Consider the following 15,117-nt stretch of genomic DNA (forward strand, 5'->3'; position numbering starts at 1 on the left):
CACGGAAGGCCGGTTTGGCGTGCCTGTCCCCCGGTCGGGTCATTCGGCCCGGCAGCCGGCGGCCGGGCCACGCAGGCGCACCCGGCGGATCGTCCGGTCCGACACCTCGACCACCTCGACGGTGAGCCCGGGCAGCCGGATCCGCTCCCCCGGCCCGGTGGGCAGGTGCCCCAGCCCGGCGAGGACCAGCCCGGCGACGGTGGTGTACTCCCGGGTCAGCGGAAAGCTCACCTGCACGCCGGCGTCGGGCAGGTCGTGCAGCGGGAAGTCGCCGGGAAGCAGCAGCGCGCCGTCGGGCTCCCGGACCGCCTGGTGCACGTCCCGGTCGGTCTCGTCGTACAGCTCGCCGACCACCTCCTCGAGCAGGTCCTCCATCGTGACCAGGCCGTCGACCCCGCCGAACTCGTCGATGACCAGGGCGAGCTGCTCGTGGCGCTGGCGCAGCTGCCGCATGGCGTCGGCGACCGGCAGCGTGCCGGGCAGCAGCACCGGCGGCCGGGCGCGCTGCCCGACCCCCGCCCCGTCGGCGTCGACCAGGTCCCGGATGTGCACCACCCCGCGCACGTCGTCCAGGCCGCCGGGGCCGGTCACCGGCGCCCGGGAGCGGCCGGTGGCGGCCAGCCGGCGCATGGCCTCCACGGCCGACAGCTCCACCGGCAGCATCGTCACCTCGCGGCGCGGCACCAGGATCTCCCGCAGGGTGCGGCCGGCGATGTCGAACGCCCCGGACAGGATCTCCCGCTGCTGCGCGGAGAGCCCGCGCTGGCTGACCAGCATCTCCCGCAGCTCCTCCTCAGTCACCTCCTGCCGGTTGGCCCGGGGATCGCCACCGGCCAGCCGGACCAGCAGGTCGGTGGCCCGGCTGAGCAGCCACACCGCCGGGCGGGACACCCGGGCGAGCAGGTCCAGCGGCGCGGCGCTGAGCAGCGCCCAGCGTTCCGCCGACTGCATGGCCAGCCGCTTCGGGGCCAGCTCACCGACGACAAGCGTCACGAAGGTCAGCGCCACCGTCACCAGCACCACCGCCACCGGGTTGGCGGCCCGGCCCAGGAAGCCCAGCGGGCCGACCAGCGGCTCGGCCAGGGACACCGCGGCGGCCGCCGAGGCGAGGAACCCGGCCAGGGTGATGCCCAGCTGGATGGTGGCCAGGTAGCGGTTCGGCTCCCGGGCCAGCCGGGTCAGCCGCGCCCCGCTGCGCCCGGTCCGGCCCAGCCGCCGCAGCTGCGCCTCCCGCAGGGTCACGATGGCCATCTCGCTGCCGGACAGCGCCGCGTTGACCAGCACCAGGACCAGTACCAGGACGAGCTGACCGGCCATCAGTCGGTCTCCAGGTCGTCCAGGGAGATCGCGTGGGTCATGAGCCACCGGGCCAGCGCGCCCATCCCGAACAGCCACAGCGGCGCCGACTCGGTGGTGCCGTTCGTGGCGAAGATGGCGAACCGCAGGTCCGGTGCCCGGTACGCCTCGATGCGCCACCGGTGGTTCCGGTCCCGCCAGATCGCGGAGGGGTCCATGGCGTCACGGTAGGTGACCGGGTGGGGCCGCCGGTGCCGCTTGGCTCACCCGCCCGGGCGGACCACCTCGCGGGCGTCGTCGGGCAGCCGCCGCGTGGCGCCCCGCCGGTCGAGCAGTTCCAGCAGCGGCACCGCCACGCGGCGGGTGGTGTCCAGCGCCTGCCGGGCGGCGCTGAGCGTGAACGGCTGCGGCAGCCCGGCGAGCACCCGCACCGCGTCGTCCAGGGCGCCGGGCAGCAGCACCACGTTGTCGGCGAGCCGGAGCAGGGCGCCGGCGCGCACGGCCGCCCCGATCTCGCGGGGGCCGAGGCCCAGATCGGCGAGGCGGTGCGCCTCGGGGGCCTGGAACGGGCGGTCGCCGTACTCGGCGCGGACCCGCGCGACCGCCCGGGCCACCGGTTCCGGCAACGCGTCGCCGGGAGCGGCGGTGACCCGGCCGGCCCGCAGCCGCAGCGGCGGGCGCAGCAGCGCCTCCACGAGCGCCCGGTCCGGCAGGTCGAGCCGGTGCCGGAGCACGTCCACCGGCACGCCGGCCGCCAGCGGTTGCTCGCGGGCGTACCGGGCGACCTCCTCGGCGAGCCGGCGGCCCAGCTCCCGCCAGTGGTCCGGGTCGGCCAGCCAGTCCCCGGCGACCGGGGCGGCGTCGGCCGGAACGCCCATCCGGGTCAGGTCACCGGCGCGGACCAGGCGCCGCCGCCGCAGCTCCCCGGCCGGGTCGGGCCGGCCGTCCAGCCCGGCCAGCACGGTGGCCCGGGCGGCGGCCGCGCCCCGGCGGCGCAGCGCCGGCGGGTCCACGTCCAGCACGGTCACCCCGCCGCTCACCTGGTGCCGGCCCGGGTCGCGCAGCAGCGCCCGGTCGCCGATCAGCAGCGGCAGCGGGCGGGCCAGCCGGAGCCGGACGGTGTCCGGGCCGAGCGGGCGGACCCGGGCGGGCACGGCGGCCGAGCCGACGTGCAGGGTGAGGGTGGGCGGCAGGTCGGCCGCCGGATCACCGGCGAGCCGCACGTCGAGCAGGTCGGTGGCCCGGAACCGGCCGGGACTGAGCAGGGCGTCGCCGCGGGCCACCCGGTCGCGGGACAGCCCGCGCAGGTTCACCGCCACCCGGGCCACCGCGTCGACCTGGGCGTGGGCGGTGTTCAGCGCGTGCAGGCCACGGACCCGGACCGGTTCCCCGGTGGCGGCGAGTTCGAGCGTGTCGCCGACGCGCAGCCGGCCGCCGCCGAGGGTGCCGGTGACCACCGTGCCGCTGCCCCGGACGGTGAACGAGCGGTCCACCCACAGCCGGACCGGGGCGTCGCGGGCCGGGTCGGGCAGCCGGGCGGCCAGCCGGTCCAGCGCGGCCCGCAGCTCGGGCAGGCCGGCGCCGGTGACCCCGCTGACCGGCACGGCCTCCACCGCGCCGAGCGAGGTCGCGGCGATCTCGGCGCGGGCCCGGGCCAGCGCCGGGCCGGGGTCGGCCAGGTCGGCGCGGGTCACCGCCAGCAGCCCGTACGACACCCCGAGCGCGTCCAGCGCGGCCAGGTGCTCGGCGGACTGCGGCATCCAGCCCTCGTCGGCGGCCACCACGACGAGCGCGGCCGGGACCGGCCCGACGCCGGCCAGCATGTTCGGCACGAACCGCTCGTGCCCGGGCACGTCGACGAACGCCATGGTGCCGCCGGAGGGCAGGGCCGTCCAGGCGAAGCCGAGGTCGATGGTCATGCCCCGGCGGCGTTCCTCCGCCCACCTGTCGGGTTCCATCCCGGTCAGCGCCCGGACCAGCGTGGACTTGCCGTGGTCGACGTGCCCGGCGGTGGCCACCACCCACATGGTCAGGCCCCGACCCGCAGGATCGCCGCCCGCACGTCCGGGTCTGCGGCGGCGGGCACGCAGCGCAGGTCGAGCAGGAGCCGGCCGTGCAGCACCCGGCCGAGGATCGGCGGCGCGCCGGTGCGCAGCGGCTCGGCGTACCGCTCGGGCAGGCTCAACGCCCACGAGTCGAGGTCGACCCCGGGGGCGCCGCCGCCGCCGACCACCGCCACGCTGGGCACCACCTCGGCCTTGCAGCCGTCCTCGCCGAGCCGGTCGCGGAGCCGCTCGGTGCGGGCGCGCAACGCGCCCGGCTCCGCGTGCAGCGCCTCCCGGGTCGGGTTGGTCGGCGCGTGCAGGGTGGCGGCGAGCGCGGCCAGGGTCAGCTTGTCGACCCGCAGCGCCCGGGCCAGGGGGTGCCGGCGCAGCCGCTCGACCAGGTCCGCCGCGCCGAGCAGCAGCCCGGCCTGCGGCCCGCCGAGCAGCTTGTCGCCGCTGGCCGTGACCAGGTGCGCGCCGGCGCGCAGGGTCGTCGCGGCGTCCGGCTCGTCGGGCAGCAGCGGGTCGGGGGCGAGCAGCCCGGAGCCGATGTCGGCGACCACCGGCACGCCGAGGGTGGCCAGGTCGGCGACCGGCACGGCCGAGGTGAAGCCGGTGACCCGGAAGTTCGACGGGTGCACCTTGAGCACGAACCCGGTGCGCGGCCCGACGGCGGCGGCGTAGTCCGCGAGGGCGGTGCGGTTGGTGGTGCCCACCTCGCGCAGCCGGGCGCCGGTGCTCTCCAGCAGGTCGGGCAAGCGGAACCCGTCGCCGATCTCGACGAGTTCCCCGCGACTGACCACGATCTCCCCGTCCGCGGCGAGCGCGGTGGCGGCCAGCACCAGGGCGGCCGCGCCGTTGTTGACCACGTGCACGGCCGCCGCGTCGGGCACGGCGGCGGCGAGCGCGTCGAGCGCCTCCCGGCCGCGCCGGGCCCGCCGGCCGGTGCGCAGGTCCAGTTCGACGTCGGTGTGCCCGGCGGCGGCCACCAGGGCGTCGACGGCGGCGGCCGCCAGCGGGGCCCGGCCCAGGTTGGTGTGCAGCACGACGCCGGTGGCGTTGAGCACCGCCCGGGGCGTCGGCGCGGGCAGGTCGGCCAGCGCGGCGTCGCGGACCTGCCCGGGGGTGAGCTCGCCGGCGCGCGCCCGCCGCTGCGCCCGGACGATCGCGGCCTTGACCCGGTCGCGGCCGAACGTGACGGCTGCGGCGGCCAACGCCGGATCGGCGAGCAGCGCGTCGGTGCGCGGCACGCGCCGCCGCGGGTCGACGTCACGCATCGGGTCTCCCAGGGAACGGCTTGGCGGAGACGGACGGGAATCGAACCCGCCTGGCCCGGGTCCCGGACCACACCGGTTTTGAAGACCGGGAGGGGCACCAGCCGCCTGAACGCCTCCACGAGCACTTAACCACACCTGATCTCGGGCCGCCCGGGGAGGACCGGATCAGGGCCCCGGCGTCTGGAAGTGGGGCCGCGGCTTGCCGGGAGTGGTGGGCAGGTGGGTGACGGGCGGAAGCACCAGCGCGACGAAGGCGAGGATGCCGATCACCGTGAAGGGCAGGGTGTAGCTCTTGTCGCTGGCCTCGTAGAGCAGCGAGGTGAGCAGCGGACCCACCACCCCGCCGATGCTCCAGGCCACGATCATGGCGCCGTAGATCGCGCCCGCGTTCGGGGTGCCGAAGTAGTCGGCCGCGGTCGCGGGCATGGTGCCGAAGCCGCCGCCGTAGGCCAGGTAGACCAGCGCGGCGAGGACCGCGAAGAGCCAGAACGCGGAGGCGTGCGGCAGGATCAGGAAGCAGACGCCCTGCAACGCGAGCATGCCGATGAACGCCGTCATCCGGCCGATCCGGTCGGACAGCCACGCCCAGGCCACCCGGCCGCCACCGTTGAACAGGCCGAGCACGCCGACCATGCCGGCGGCGGTGGCGGCGCTGACCCCGGCGACCGCCTGGGCGGCGTCCGCGGCCTGGGAGATCAGCGCGATGCCGCAGGTCACGTTGAGTGTGAGGATCAGCGTGAGCAGGTACCACTGCCGGGTGCGCAGCGCCTCGCCGAAGGTGTAGACCCGGGTGCCGGCGACGGCCCGGCCGCCGACCGCCGGGGTGAAGCCCGGGACCTGGTAGCCGGCCGGCGGATTCCGGAAGAAGGACGCCCCCAGCAGCACCGCGACCAGGTACGCGAGGCCCAGCGGCAGGAAGACGCTGGTCTTGTGGTCGGTGCCGTTCAGCAGCGACTTCGCCACCGGTGCGGTGATCACCGCACCGAAACCGAAGCCGGCGACGGCGATCCCGGTGATCAGCCCGCGCCGGTCCGGGAACCACTTGCTGAGCATGGCGATCGGCGTGATGTACGCGGCGCCGAGCCCGATGCCGCCCAGCACGCCGTAGGTGAGCAGCAGCAGCCACAGCTGGTCGCTCGACGACACCAGCGACGCGAGCATGGTGCCCACGGCGTAGAGGATCCCGCCGCCCAGCGCCACCGGCCGTGGCCCCCGCCGGTCCTGGATGCGCCCGCCCACCAGGCTGCCGATGAAGATGGTCCCGATCGCCACCTCGAACGGCAGCACCACCTCGGCCTTGCTCCACCCGAACTCGGCCTGGAGCGGCTTGTTGAACACGCTCCAGGCGTACACCGCGCCCAGCGCGAGCTGGACGAGCACGGCGGCGACGACGAGACCCCAGCGGCCTCGTGTCGGTGGTCGATCCCCCCGCGATCTCGCGGCTGTTGTGGCCATGAGCGGTACCCCCGTATCGGCTCATGGGCCGGCGCCTGTCCTGCCTATCCCCCGTTCGGGCCGGCGCCCGGCCCGCTGACGTCTGTTTCCGGGCTCTCCCGTCGCCGGGCCCGTTCCCGCTGTGGCACGACGGTGTACTTCGGGTCCCGCGCCGAGGCGACCCCGCCGTGGAAGATGCCGAACCGGGTGCACACCGACGCGGCGAGCAGCGCGCCGCCGGACAGCCCGGAGAGCACGCGGCTGCGGCGCCCGGCCAGCGCGCCGAGCACCCCGGCGGTGGTGAGCGCCCGCCCGGCGCGCAGCAGCTTCCCGGCGGTGCCGGTCGCGTAGGGCTCGCTGAGCAGGCCCAGCCGGGTCTCCACCCGGTGCGCGGCCCACAGCTCCAGCGCCGCGCCGGCGACCGCGAGACGCCGCGCCGGCCCGGCCTGCCGGGTCGGCGCGGCCAGCAGCCCGACGCCGGCCCCGCTGGCCAGCGCGCTGCCCGCGAAGATGACCGGCAGTTCCGGGTACGCCTCGTGCCAGGACGGCACCGCCGTGTCGGCGAGCAGCACCCCGGTGTACGTGGCCAGGGCCGGGGCGGTGACCGCGGCGGCCAGCCCGGCGGCGTTCCCGGCGGGCGGCAGCAGCTTCCGGCCGAGCCCGAGCACGCCCCGCTCCGGCAGCCAGCGGGCGGCCTCGGCGACCGCCGCCACACCGGCCGCGGGACCGAAGGCGCTGAGGATCCAGGTGCCCATCGACATCGGCGAGGTCGGCTTCGCCACCCGCAGCATGTGGTGGAACCGGGCCGGCCGGCCCAGGTCGTGGATGAGGAAGTACGCGCTGGCGCTGACCGCCGCGAGGGAGGTGACCCGACCGGCCCGGCGCAGCGCCGGCCGGTCGGTGAGCTGTCCACCGGCGGCCAGCAGCGACGACCCGGCCGCGAGCCCGCCGGTGAACAGGTACGCGGCGATGTCCCACTTCCACACGGGCGCCTTCAGGATCGGCCGCCCGTAGTACGAGGTGAACTCGGCGGGCGGCACGGCGAGCTGCTCCCCGCCGCCCCCGCGGCGACCCCGCCGCCGTTCCGTCGGCGGGACGTCGCGGGGTGGCCGCGGCGCGAGCCGGGCGTCGGCGGCCCCCGCGTCGGTGCGCGCCACGCCGGCCCCGGTGCCGGTCGCCCGGCTCCCGTTCGCTCCCGTCTTCGGGGCGTGGCCACCCGGCTGGCCCGGGCGGACCGGCCCCTCGGCGGCGAGCCGCTCGCGGAACCGGCGGAACAGGTCACCGACGGCGGGGCGGTCCGGACTCACGATGAACCTCCGACGAACGCGGCGACGGCCGCCGCCGCCATGGCCAGGGCGGCCAGCCCCGCGCGCTTCCACATCCTCGGCAGGTCCCGGGTGGTGACCACCGGGTCCGGCGGCAGGCCGTACACCTCGGGCTCGTCGAGGAGCAGGAAGAACGCGCCGTCCCCGCCGACGCCGTCGGTCGGGTCGTGGCCGTAGAGGCGGGCCTCCGGCACGCCGTGCTCGTGCAGCTTGGCGACCCGCTGCGCGGCGCGTTCCCGCAGCTCGTCCAGCGGGCCGAACTGGATCGACTCGGTGGGACAGGCCTGCGCGCAGGCCGGCGTCTGCCCGGCGCCCAGCCGGTCGTAGCAGAGCGTGCACTTCCACGCCCGGCCGTCGTCCTTGCGCTGGTCGATCACCCCGTACGGGCAGGCGGAGATGCAGTAGCCGCAGCCGTTGCAGATGTCCTCCTGCACCACCACCGTGCCGAACTCCGTGCGGAACAGCGACCCCGTGGGGCAGACGTCCAGGCAGGCGGCGTGCGTGCAGTGCTTGCAGACGTCCGACATCATCAGCCAGCGGAAGTCGGTCCGGGTGTCGGCACCGGTGGCCCGCCCGGGCGGCTGGGCGCCGGGCATGCCGAGGAACTCCGGGCCGGCGGCCATCCGCGCCGCCGCCTCCGGCCGGCCCGGCGGCAGCCCCGGGTCGGTGCCGGTGTCGGTGGCCGTGCCGGCGGCGGTCGCCGCGCTGCCCGCGCTGCTCGGCGGCCCGGTCGGGTTGTCCGCGAACGGCGGGGTGCCGTGCCCGACCGGGCGGGGCTGCTCGATGAACGCGACGTGGCGCCAGGAGTTGGCGGTCAGCGCGCCGGTGTTGTCGTAGGACATGCCGAGCAGGTCGAAACCCGAGTCCGGGACGCCGTTCCACTCCTTGCAGGCGACCTCGCACGCCTTGCAGCCGATGCAGACGCTGGTGTCGGTGAAGAACCCCATCCGGGGGCCGGTCTCGACCCAGCCGGCGTCCGGAGCCGGGTCGAGCGGGCCGTAGAGGCTGTTGGCGTCAGGCATCCCCGCCCCTGTCCCGCGCCGCGTCGGCGGACCGCTCGTCGGTGCTGCCGGCGGCGTCGTCCCCGCCCGCCGTGCCGGTGGTGACGAGCGGCACCTTCCGGCCCGGCGTGAGCCCGGCCCGCCGCTGGTAGTCGGCGACCAGGTCGAGCAGGGCCGGCCCGGTGGGCCGGCGGCCCGGCCGCACGTCGCAGGTGCCCACCTTGCTCTCCTGGATGAGCACGTTCGGGTCCAGGGTGATGCCGAACAGGTCGTTGGCGGAGTCACCGGTGACCAGGCCCTCGCTGCCGAAGTGGTACGGCAGCCAGAGCTGGTGGATCACCCGGCCGTCGACCCGCAGCGGGGTGAGCCGGTCGGTGACCAGCACCCGCGCCTCGATCACCGCGCGGCCGCTGACCAGGTGCGCCCAGCCCAGGTGCGTCAGCCCGACCTCGGCGGCCAGTTCCGGGGACACCTCGACGAACATCTCCGGTTGCAGCTCGGCCAGGCGCGGCACGGTCCGGCTCATCCCGCCGGCCGTGTGGTGCTCGGTGAGCCGGCTGACCGAGAACACGTACGGGAAGACCTGGCTGTGCGGCTCGGGCGGGCTCGGGTTGACCGAGTTCACCGGGTGCTCGTAGACCTTGCGGGTCGGGTTGGCCTGCTGCCCGTAGAGCGGGTTGCGCATCGGGGACTCGGCCGGCTCGTAGTGCGTCGGCAGCGGCCCGTCGAGCACGCCGGTGGGCGCGTACAGCCAGGCCTTGCCGTCGCCCTGCATGACGAACGGGTCGTCCCCGGCGAGGGCCGCCGGACCCGCGGCACCCTCCGGGGGCCGGTAGCTGGGCGGTTTGGTCTTCTCGAAGTCCGGCACGTCGTAGCCCGTCCACTCGCCCCTGTCGGCGTCCCACCAGACGTACTTCTTGCGCTCGCTCCACGGCCGGCCGTCCGGGTCGGCCGAGGCGCGGTTGTAGAGGATGCGCCGGTTGGCCGGCCAGGCCCAGCCCCACTCCGCGGCCACCCAGTCCTGCTCGTGCCGGGACTTGCGGCGGGCCGCCTGGTTGACGCCGTCGGCGTAGACGCCGGTGTAGATCCAGCAGCCGACGGCGGTGGAACCGTCGTCCCTGGCCTCCGGGAAACCGCCGAGCAGGCGGCCGGTGGCCACCTCGTAGCCGTTGATCTCCTTGAGCACCGCCTCGGCGCTCGGCTCGGCGTCCGGGCCGTGCGTCGGGTAGTCCCACGCCAGGTCGAGCAGCGCCCGGTCGCGGGGCTTGGTGGAGCCGGCCAGCTTCTCCCGCAGCACCCGGCCGAGGTGGTAGAAGAACCACAGCTCGGAGCGGCAGTCGCCCGGCGGGTCGACGGCCTTCTCCCGCCACTGGAGCAGCCGCTGGGTCTGGGTGAAGGTGCCCTCCTTCTCCACGTGCGACGCGGCGGGCAGGAAGAAGACCTCGGTGCGGCACTCCTCCGGCACGATCTCGCCGGTGGCGATCTCCGGGCTGTTCCGCCAGAAGGTGGCGCTCTCGATCATGAACAGGTCGCGGACGACCAGCCAGTCCAGGTTGGCCATGCCGAGCCGCTGGGCGCGGCCGTGCGCCGAGCCGACCGCCGGGTTCTGGCCGAGCAGGAAGTAGCCCTTGATCTTGCCGTCGATCATGTTGAGCACCTGCTGGTAGGTGCCGTGGTCGCCGGTCATCCGGGGCAGGTAGCCGTAGCAGAAGTCGTTCTCCGGCGTCGCCGCGTCCCCCCAGTACGCCTTCAGCAGGCTCGCCGCGAAGGCCCGCGAGTTGCCCCAGAAGCCCTTCTGGCCGGGGTGCCGGATGCTGTCCACCCACTCGTCGAAGGTCGGGTGGTCGGCGTGGTGCGGCATCGGCAGGTAGCCGGGCAGCAGGTTGAACAGGGTCGGGATGTCGGTGGAGCCCTGGATGCTGGCGTGCCCGCGCAGCGCCAGGACGCCGCCGCCGGGCCGGCCCATGTTGCCCAGCAGGGTCTGGATGATGGCACCGGTCCGGATGTACTGCACGCCGACGCTGTGCTGGGTCCAGCCCACCGAGTAGACCAGCGCGCCGGTCCGCTCCCGGCCGGAGTTCTCCGTCCAGGCGCGGGCCAGTTCCAGGAACTTCTCCTCGGGGATGCCGCAGACCCGGGCCACCATCTCCGGGGTGTAGCGGGAGAAGTGCCGCTTGAGGATCTGGTAGACGCAGCGCGGGTGCTGCAACGTCTCGTCGCGTTCGGTCTGCGCCGGCACGGGCATGCCGTGCGACTCGTGCCGCAGGCCGGCCGCGCTGTCGCGCTCCTTGCCGGTGCCCCGCTCCGCGGACTCGCCCTCGTGCCCCTCGTACTGCCAGGTGGTCTGGTCGTACGAGCCGGTCTTGGGGTTGTAGCCGGAGAAGAGCCCGTCGAGGTCCTCGGTGTCGGCGAACCGCTCGCTCACGACGGTGGCCGCGTTCGTGTACGCCAGCACGTACTCCCGGAAGTCCAGCTCGTTCTCCAGGATGTACCGCACCACGCCGCCGAGCAGCGCGATGTCGGTGCCCGCCCGGATGGGCAGGTACGTGTCGGCGAGCGCGCTGGTCCGGGTGAACCGGGGGTCCACGTGGAAGACCTTGGCGCCGCGCTTCTTGGCCTCCATCACCCACTGGAAGCCCACCGGGTGGGCCTCGGCCATGTTGGAGCCCTGGATGACGATGACGTCAGCGTTGACCAGGTCCTGCTGGAAGTCCGTCGCGCCGCCGCGACCGAAGCTGGTCCCCAGACCGGGGACGGTGGCGGAGTGTCAAATGCGGGCCTGGTTCTCGATCTGGAGGGCCCCCATCGCCGTGAACAGCTTCTTGATGAGGTAGTTCTCCTCGTTGTCCAAGGTCGCCCCGCCCAGGCTGGAGATGCCCAGCGTCCGGTTGAGCGGGCGGCCCTGGTCGTCGACGTCCTCCCAGGTCTCGTCGCGGGCGGCCAGGATCCGGTCGGCGATCATGTCGAGCGCGACGTCGAGATCCAGGTCCTCCCACTCCGTGCCGTACGGCCGGCGGTAGCGCACCTTGGTCTGCCGCAGCGGGCTGGTCACCAGGCTCTTGCTGGCCGAACCCTTCGGGCAGAGCCGGCCGCGGGAGATCGGGCTGTCCGGGTCGCCCTCGATCTGGGTGACCTGCCCGTCCTTGACGAAGACCCGCTGCCCGCAGCCCACCGCGCAGTAGGGGCAGATTGAGCGGGCCATGCTGTCGGCGGTCTCGGTGCGGGCGGTCAGCGCCGCCGAGCGGGCCGACTGCGCCGCGGCGCCCCGGCCGAGCGGGTCGGTGCCGGTGAGCTGCCGGTAGACCGGCCACCCCTGGATGAAGGTCTTCACACCCATGCGGCGCACCCCCTTCCCGCCTGGCGGGTAGCTGACCTCTTGAACATTAGGCCAGCCGAGTGGTGCTCGCGACCCAGGACGCGGAAAACAGCGGCGCCCCGGCTGACAGCCGGGGCGCCGCTGGGCGTCGGTGTGCAGGTCGCCTCTCGGCGAGTGGCGCGACGCGGCTCCAGCCGGACGGTATTCCGCGAAGGCAATTTAGGTGAGGCCCGGGGACACTGGACACACCGACGCTCTGCACAACGGTACTGGCTCGCTCGTTCTTCCGCCGGTTGTCGGTGACGGCGGTCACCGCCGGCCGGCCCCCCGGATTCGGGTGCCGGCCGGCGGTCGTCGTCGGGTCAGCTGTTCCAGTACTGGGCGACGATGTCGGCGGCCTGCTGCTCCCACTGCGCGTACGCGTCCGGGTAGGCCGACACCTGCACGGTCTGCGCGGCCTCGGTCAGCGGCATGTCCTGCCAGCCGTCGACCTGCTTGAGGCCCTTGAGGAACGCGAGGGTGGAGTACTCGGGGTCGGTGATCTGCTCCGGCGTGCCCCAACCACTGGAGGGGCGCTGCTGGAACAGGCCCAGCGAGTCGTGGTCGTTCTGGTCACCCAGGTGGCCCAGGTTCTCCAGTTTCGACTCCTGCAGGCTCGTGGCGATCGAGATGACCGCGGCCCGCTCCGGCAGGCCGGCCTTCTTCGTCGCCGCGATGATCGCCTTCGCGTTGGCGACCTGCTCGTCGTTCAGGTCGATGCGCGACTGGGCGCCCTGCACGCCGTGCGGGATCAGCTTGCCCGCATCCGGCTTGTCGGCCTGCACCACCGCGGCCTCCGACAGACCCGCCGACGGGGCCACCTCACCATGGTGCAGCGGACCCGCCGCCAGACCACCGGCAACCGCCAGACCGACAACACCCAGCACGCTCTTACGCAGCATCGTGTTCATGGGGAAAGCTCCATTCGGGGGTCGGCGCACAAGGACCGATGGGGGTCGGCCGTGCGCAAGCACCGTCCGGCGCTCAGAACGTCATTTCCGGGGGATCATCCGGCCCGCGGGGCGGAGCCTCGTCGCGGCGCCGGGACCAGGTACAACGACCGCCGGCCCACCAACATTCCAGGCCCGGGGCACCCACCACGGGGGCCGCCCTCCTCGGTCGCGCACCCCGATTCAACGACGCCCACCCACCCGCCATTCCGCCACCGGGGTGCCGGCGATCACCGCCGATCCGGACAACCGCCCCAGGCGGCGCGGGACGGCGCGGACCGCGGAGCCTGTCGGTTCGGGGGTCCGGTGGCCGGCGGGCGGCAGGTCAGGGCGATGGGAAAACGCCGGACAGGGGTTACCCTGACACCATGTCGGCCACCAGCACCGCGTACCTCGCCCGTCCCGGGCGACCCGCCGTGGTGGCGCGCACCCTCGGCGAGCTCGCCGGCCCCACCCGGGGCATCGTGGAGTTGCCGGTGCGCCTGATGTGGAGCAGCGAGCGCGCCTTCGACCTGGCCGACCCCGACGACCTGCTCTGGATGTACGAGAACGTGCTGCGCGAGACGAGCCGCGTCGAGGATCTGCGCGAGCTGATCCACGGGGGCACGCTGCGCCGGGTGTGGCCGCTGTTGAACCTGCCCCGGGGCGTACGCCTCGCGTGGGAGAGCCGGCACCGGGGCCTGCGCGCCGCGTGACCCACCTGCACGACTTCTACCGGGAGGTGGCCCGGGTGGCCCTCGCGGCCGCCGGCCCGCACCGGTTCGTGCTGGGCGGCGGGGTGGCCTGGGCCGCGCACGGCCTGGTCACCCGCCCGACCGAGGACGTGGACCTGTTCGCCGACGTGGAGGGCGCCGCCGCCGCGGCGGCCGCCGGGGTGCGGGCCGCGCTGGAACGGGCCGGCTACCGGGTAACCGACGCCGATCCGGACAGCGAGCTGGGCGAGCTGTTCGACGGCTACGACCGGGACCTGCGGGACTTCGTGGTGAGCCGGGACGGCCGGGAGATCCGGCTCAGCCTGGCCCGGCTCGACCGGTACCGCAGCCCGGTGGTGATGGACCTGGGCCCGGTGATGGACGTCCGGGACCTCATCGCCAACAAGACCGCCGCGCTGGTCAACCGCCGGGAGGTCCGCGACTACATCGACGTGTCGGCCGCGCTGGGCCGGTACGCGGTGGCGGAGCTGCTGGAGCTGGCCCGGCAGGTGGACCCCGCGCTGGACGACGACGACGTCCGGGCGGCCGGGCGCTACCTGGACCGGGTGCCGGACCGCCGGTTCGCCCGCTACGGCCTGGACCCCGGCCAGGTCGCCGAGGTCCGCCGCCGGATGGCCGCCTGGCCGCGCTGACCGCAGGCGCGGTCGGGCGGCCGCGTCACTTGGTGGGCCGGCCGCCGGTCACGCCGAGGATCTCCCCGGTCACGTAGCTGGACTCCTGGGAGGCGAAGAAGACGTACGCGGGAGCCAGCTCGGCGGGCTGGCCGGGGCGCCCCATCGGCGTGTCGGTGCCGAACTGCTTCACCTTCTCCGCGGGCATGGTGGCCGGGATCAGGGGCGTCCAGACCGGGCCGGGCGCGACCGCGTTGACCCGGATGCCCTGGCCGGCCAGGTTCAGCGCGAGGGCCTTGGTGAAGTTGGCGATGGCCGCCTTGGTGGTGGCGTAGTCCAGCAGGTGCGGCGACGGGTCGAACGCCTGGATCGACGAGGTGTTGATGATCGCCGAGCCCTCGGGCAGGTGCGGCACGGCCAGCTTGCAGAGCCAGAACATGGCGTACACGTTGGTCTTGACGACCCGGTCGAACTGCTCGGTGGTGATGTCGAGCAGGCCCCGGTCCTGCGACATCTGGAAGGCGGCGTTGTTGACGAGGATGTCGATGCCGCCGAGGTCGGACAGGGCCCGCTCGATCAGGCTCCGGCAGTTCGCCTCCTCCCGTACGTCGCACCGCACGGCGACGCCCCTGCGCCCGGCCTGCTCGACGAGCCGCACGGTCTCCCGCGCGTCCGCCTCCTCCTCCTCGTCGAGGTAGGAGATCAGCACGTCGGCGCCCTCGCGGGCGTAGGCGATGGCGACCGCCCGGCCGATCCCCGAGTCACCGCCGGTGATCACCGCCCGCTTGCCGCTGAGCCGGTCGCTGCCCCGGTACGACTCCTCGCCGTGGTCCGGCTTCGGGCCCATCTCGCGTTCGGTGCCGGGTGCCGACTGCTGCTGGCCGGGCTGGCCCTGCCGCTGACCGTACTGGCGGGTGGGGTCCTGCTGGGTGTACTGGTCGTCGCTCACCGGGTCTCCCTCGCGCCGTCGATCCGTCCTCCCGCCCTACCCGTGGAGCGCGGACGGAAACGGCGGCCGTGGGTGTTACGCCGCGAGGCCCCGTGACGCTGCTGGTGTGAGATACCTCTGGGCGATGTGGCGTCTGTGACAGCAGGTCGTTATGGTGCGCA

12 protein-coding genes and 1 tRNA gene are annotated in these 15,117 nt (G+C 74.7%); 2 read left to right on the forward strand and 11 right to left on the reverse strand.

Annotation, left to right across the window (positions count from 1 at the left end):
* Nucleotides 1-39 precede the first annotated feature (39 nt).
* The 10 genes from ACZ6PY_RS14715 to ACZ6PY_RS14760 form a co-directional block, all read right to left on the reverse strand.
* On the reverse strand, nucleotides 40-1,317 hold the full coding sequence (locus ACZ6PY_RS14715; protein WP_466072378.1) for a hemolysin family protein: 1,278 nt from the start codon (nucleotides 1,315-1,317) through the stop codon (nucleotides 40-42).
* Nucleotides 1,317-1,514 (reverse strand): hypothetical protein, encoded by a 198-nt coding sequence (locus tag ACZ6PY_RS14720; RefSeq protein ID WP_466072380.1) that lies wholly within the window; start codon nucleotides 1,512-1,514, stop codon nucleotides 1,317-1,319. Before ACZ6PY_RS14720 ends, ACZ6PY_RS14715 begins: the two co-directional genes overlap by 1 nt.
* Nucleotides 1,515-1,559: 45 nt before the next feature.
* The gene (gene selB / locus ACZ6PY_RS14725; protein ID WP_466072382.1) at nucleotides 1,560-3,323 is read right to left on the reverse strand and encodes a selenocysteine-specific translation elongation factor; all 1,764 of its coding nucleotides are present in this window, start codon (nucleotides 3,321-3,323) and stop codon (nucleotides 1,560-1,562) included.
* A gap of 2 nt (nucleotides 3,324-3,325) precedes the next feature.
* Nucleotides 3,326-4,618, reverse strand: coding sequence for an L-seryl-tRNA(Sec) selenium transferase (gene selA / locus ACZ6PY_RS14730; protein ID WP_466072384.1), 1,293 nt, complete (start codon nucleotides 4,616-4,618; stop codon nucleotides 3,326-3,328).
* Between the two features lie 21 nt (nucleotides 4,619-4,639).
* Nucleotides 4,640-4,735, reverse strand: a tRNA-Sec gene (locus ACZ6PY_RS14735).
* A gap of 48 nt (nucleotides 4,736-4,783) precedes the next feature.
* Complete coding sequence (locus ACZ6PY_RS14740) at nucleotides 4,784-6,073, reverse strand: L-lactate MFS transporter (RefSeq protein WP_466072386.1); 1,290 nt, start codon at nucleotides 6,071-6,073, stop codon at nucleotides 4,784-4,786.
* A gap of 44 nt (nucleotides 6,074-6,117) precedes the next feature.
* Nucleotides 6,118-7,359, reverse strand: coding sequence for an NrfD/PsrC family molybdoenzyme membrane anchor subunit (gene nrfD, locus ACZ6PY_RS14745; RefSeq protein WP_466072388.1), 1,242 nt, complete (start codon nucleotides 7,357-7,359; stop codon nucleotides 6,118-6,120).
* Nucleotides 7,356-8,399 carry a 4Fe-4S dicluster domain-containing protein gene (locus ACZ6PY_RS14750; RefSeq protein ID WP_466072389.1) on the reverse strand — a complete coding sequence of 348 codons (1,044 nt, stop codon included), beginning with the start codon at nucleotides 8,397-8,399 and terminating at the stop codon, nucleotides 7,356-7,358. Before ACZ6PY_RS14750 ends, nrfD begins: the two co-directional genes overlap by 4 nt.
* A complete protein-coding gene (gene fdh, locus ACZ6PY_RS14755) occupies nucleotides 8,392-11,715 on the reverse strand; it encodes a formate dehydrogenase (RefSeq protein ID WP_466072390.1) in 3,324 nt (1,107 codons plus the stop codon). The genes ACZ6PY_RS14750 and fdh overlap by 8 nt, the downstream gene beginning before the upstream one ends.
* Nucleotides 11,716-12,056: 341 nt before the next feature.
* Complete coding sequence (locus tag ACZ6PY_RS14760) at nucleotides 12,057-12,644, reverse strand: hypothetical protein (RefSeq protein WP_466072392.1); 588 nt, start codon at nucleotides 12,642-12,644, stop codon at nucleotides 12,057-12,059.
* Between the two features lie 407 nt (nucleotides 12,645-13,051).
* Between ACZ6PY_RS14760 and ACZ6PY_RS14765 the strand changes: the two genes are divergently transcribed.
* Both ACZ6PY_RS14765 and ACZ6PY_RS14770 read left to right on the forward strand, forming a co-directional pair.
* Nucleotides 13,052-13,378 carry a hypothetical protein gene (locus tag ACZ6PY_RS14765; RefSeq protein ID WP_151461508.1) on the forward strand — a complete coding sequence of 109 codons (327 nt, stop codon included), beginning with the start codon at nucleotides 13,052-13,054 and terminating at the stop codon, nucleotides 13,376-13,378.
* Nucleotides 13,375-14,028, forward strand: a complete 654-nt coding sequence (locus ACZ6PY_RS14770) for a nucleotidyl transferase AbiEii/AbiGii toxin family protein (protein ID WP_466072394.1) — start codon at nucleotides 13,375-13,377, stop codon at nucleotides 14,026-14,028. The genes ACZ6PY_RS14765 and ACZ6PY_RS14770 overlap by 4 nt, the downstream gene beginning before the upstream one ends.
* A gap of 25 nt (nucleotides 14,029-14,053) precedes the next feature.
* On the opposite strand, the gene ACZ6PY_RS14775 is transcribed toward ACZ6PY_RS14770, so the two are convergent.
* Nucleotides 14,054-14,956, reverse strand: coding sequence for an SDR family oxidoreductase (locus tag ACZ6PY_RS14775; protein WP_466072395.1), 903 nt, complete (start codon nucleotides 14,954-14,956; stop codon nucleotides 14,054-14,056).
* Between the last annotated feature and the right edge of the window lie 161 nt (nucleotides 14,957-15,117).

It is taken from the genome of Micromonospora sp. NPDC048907 (genome assembly GCF_055586885.1).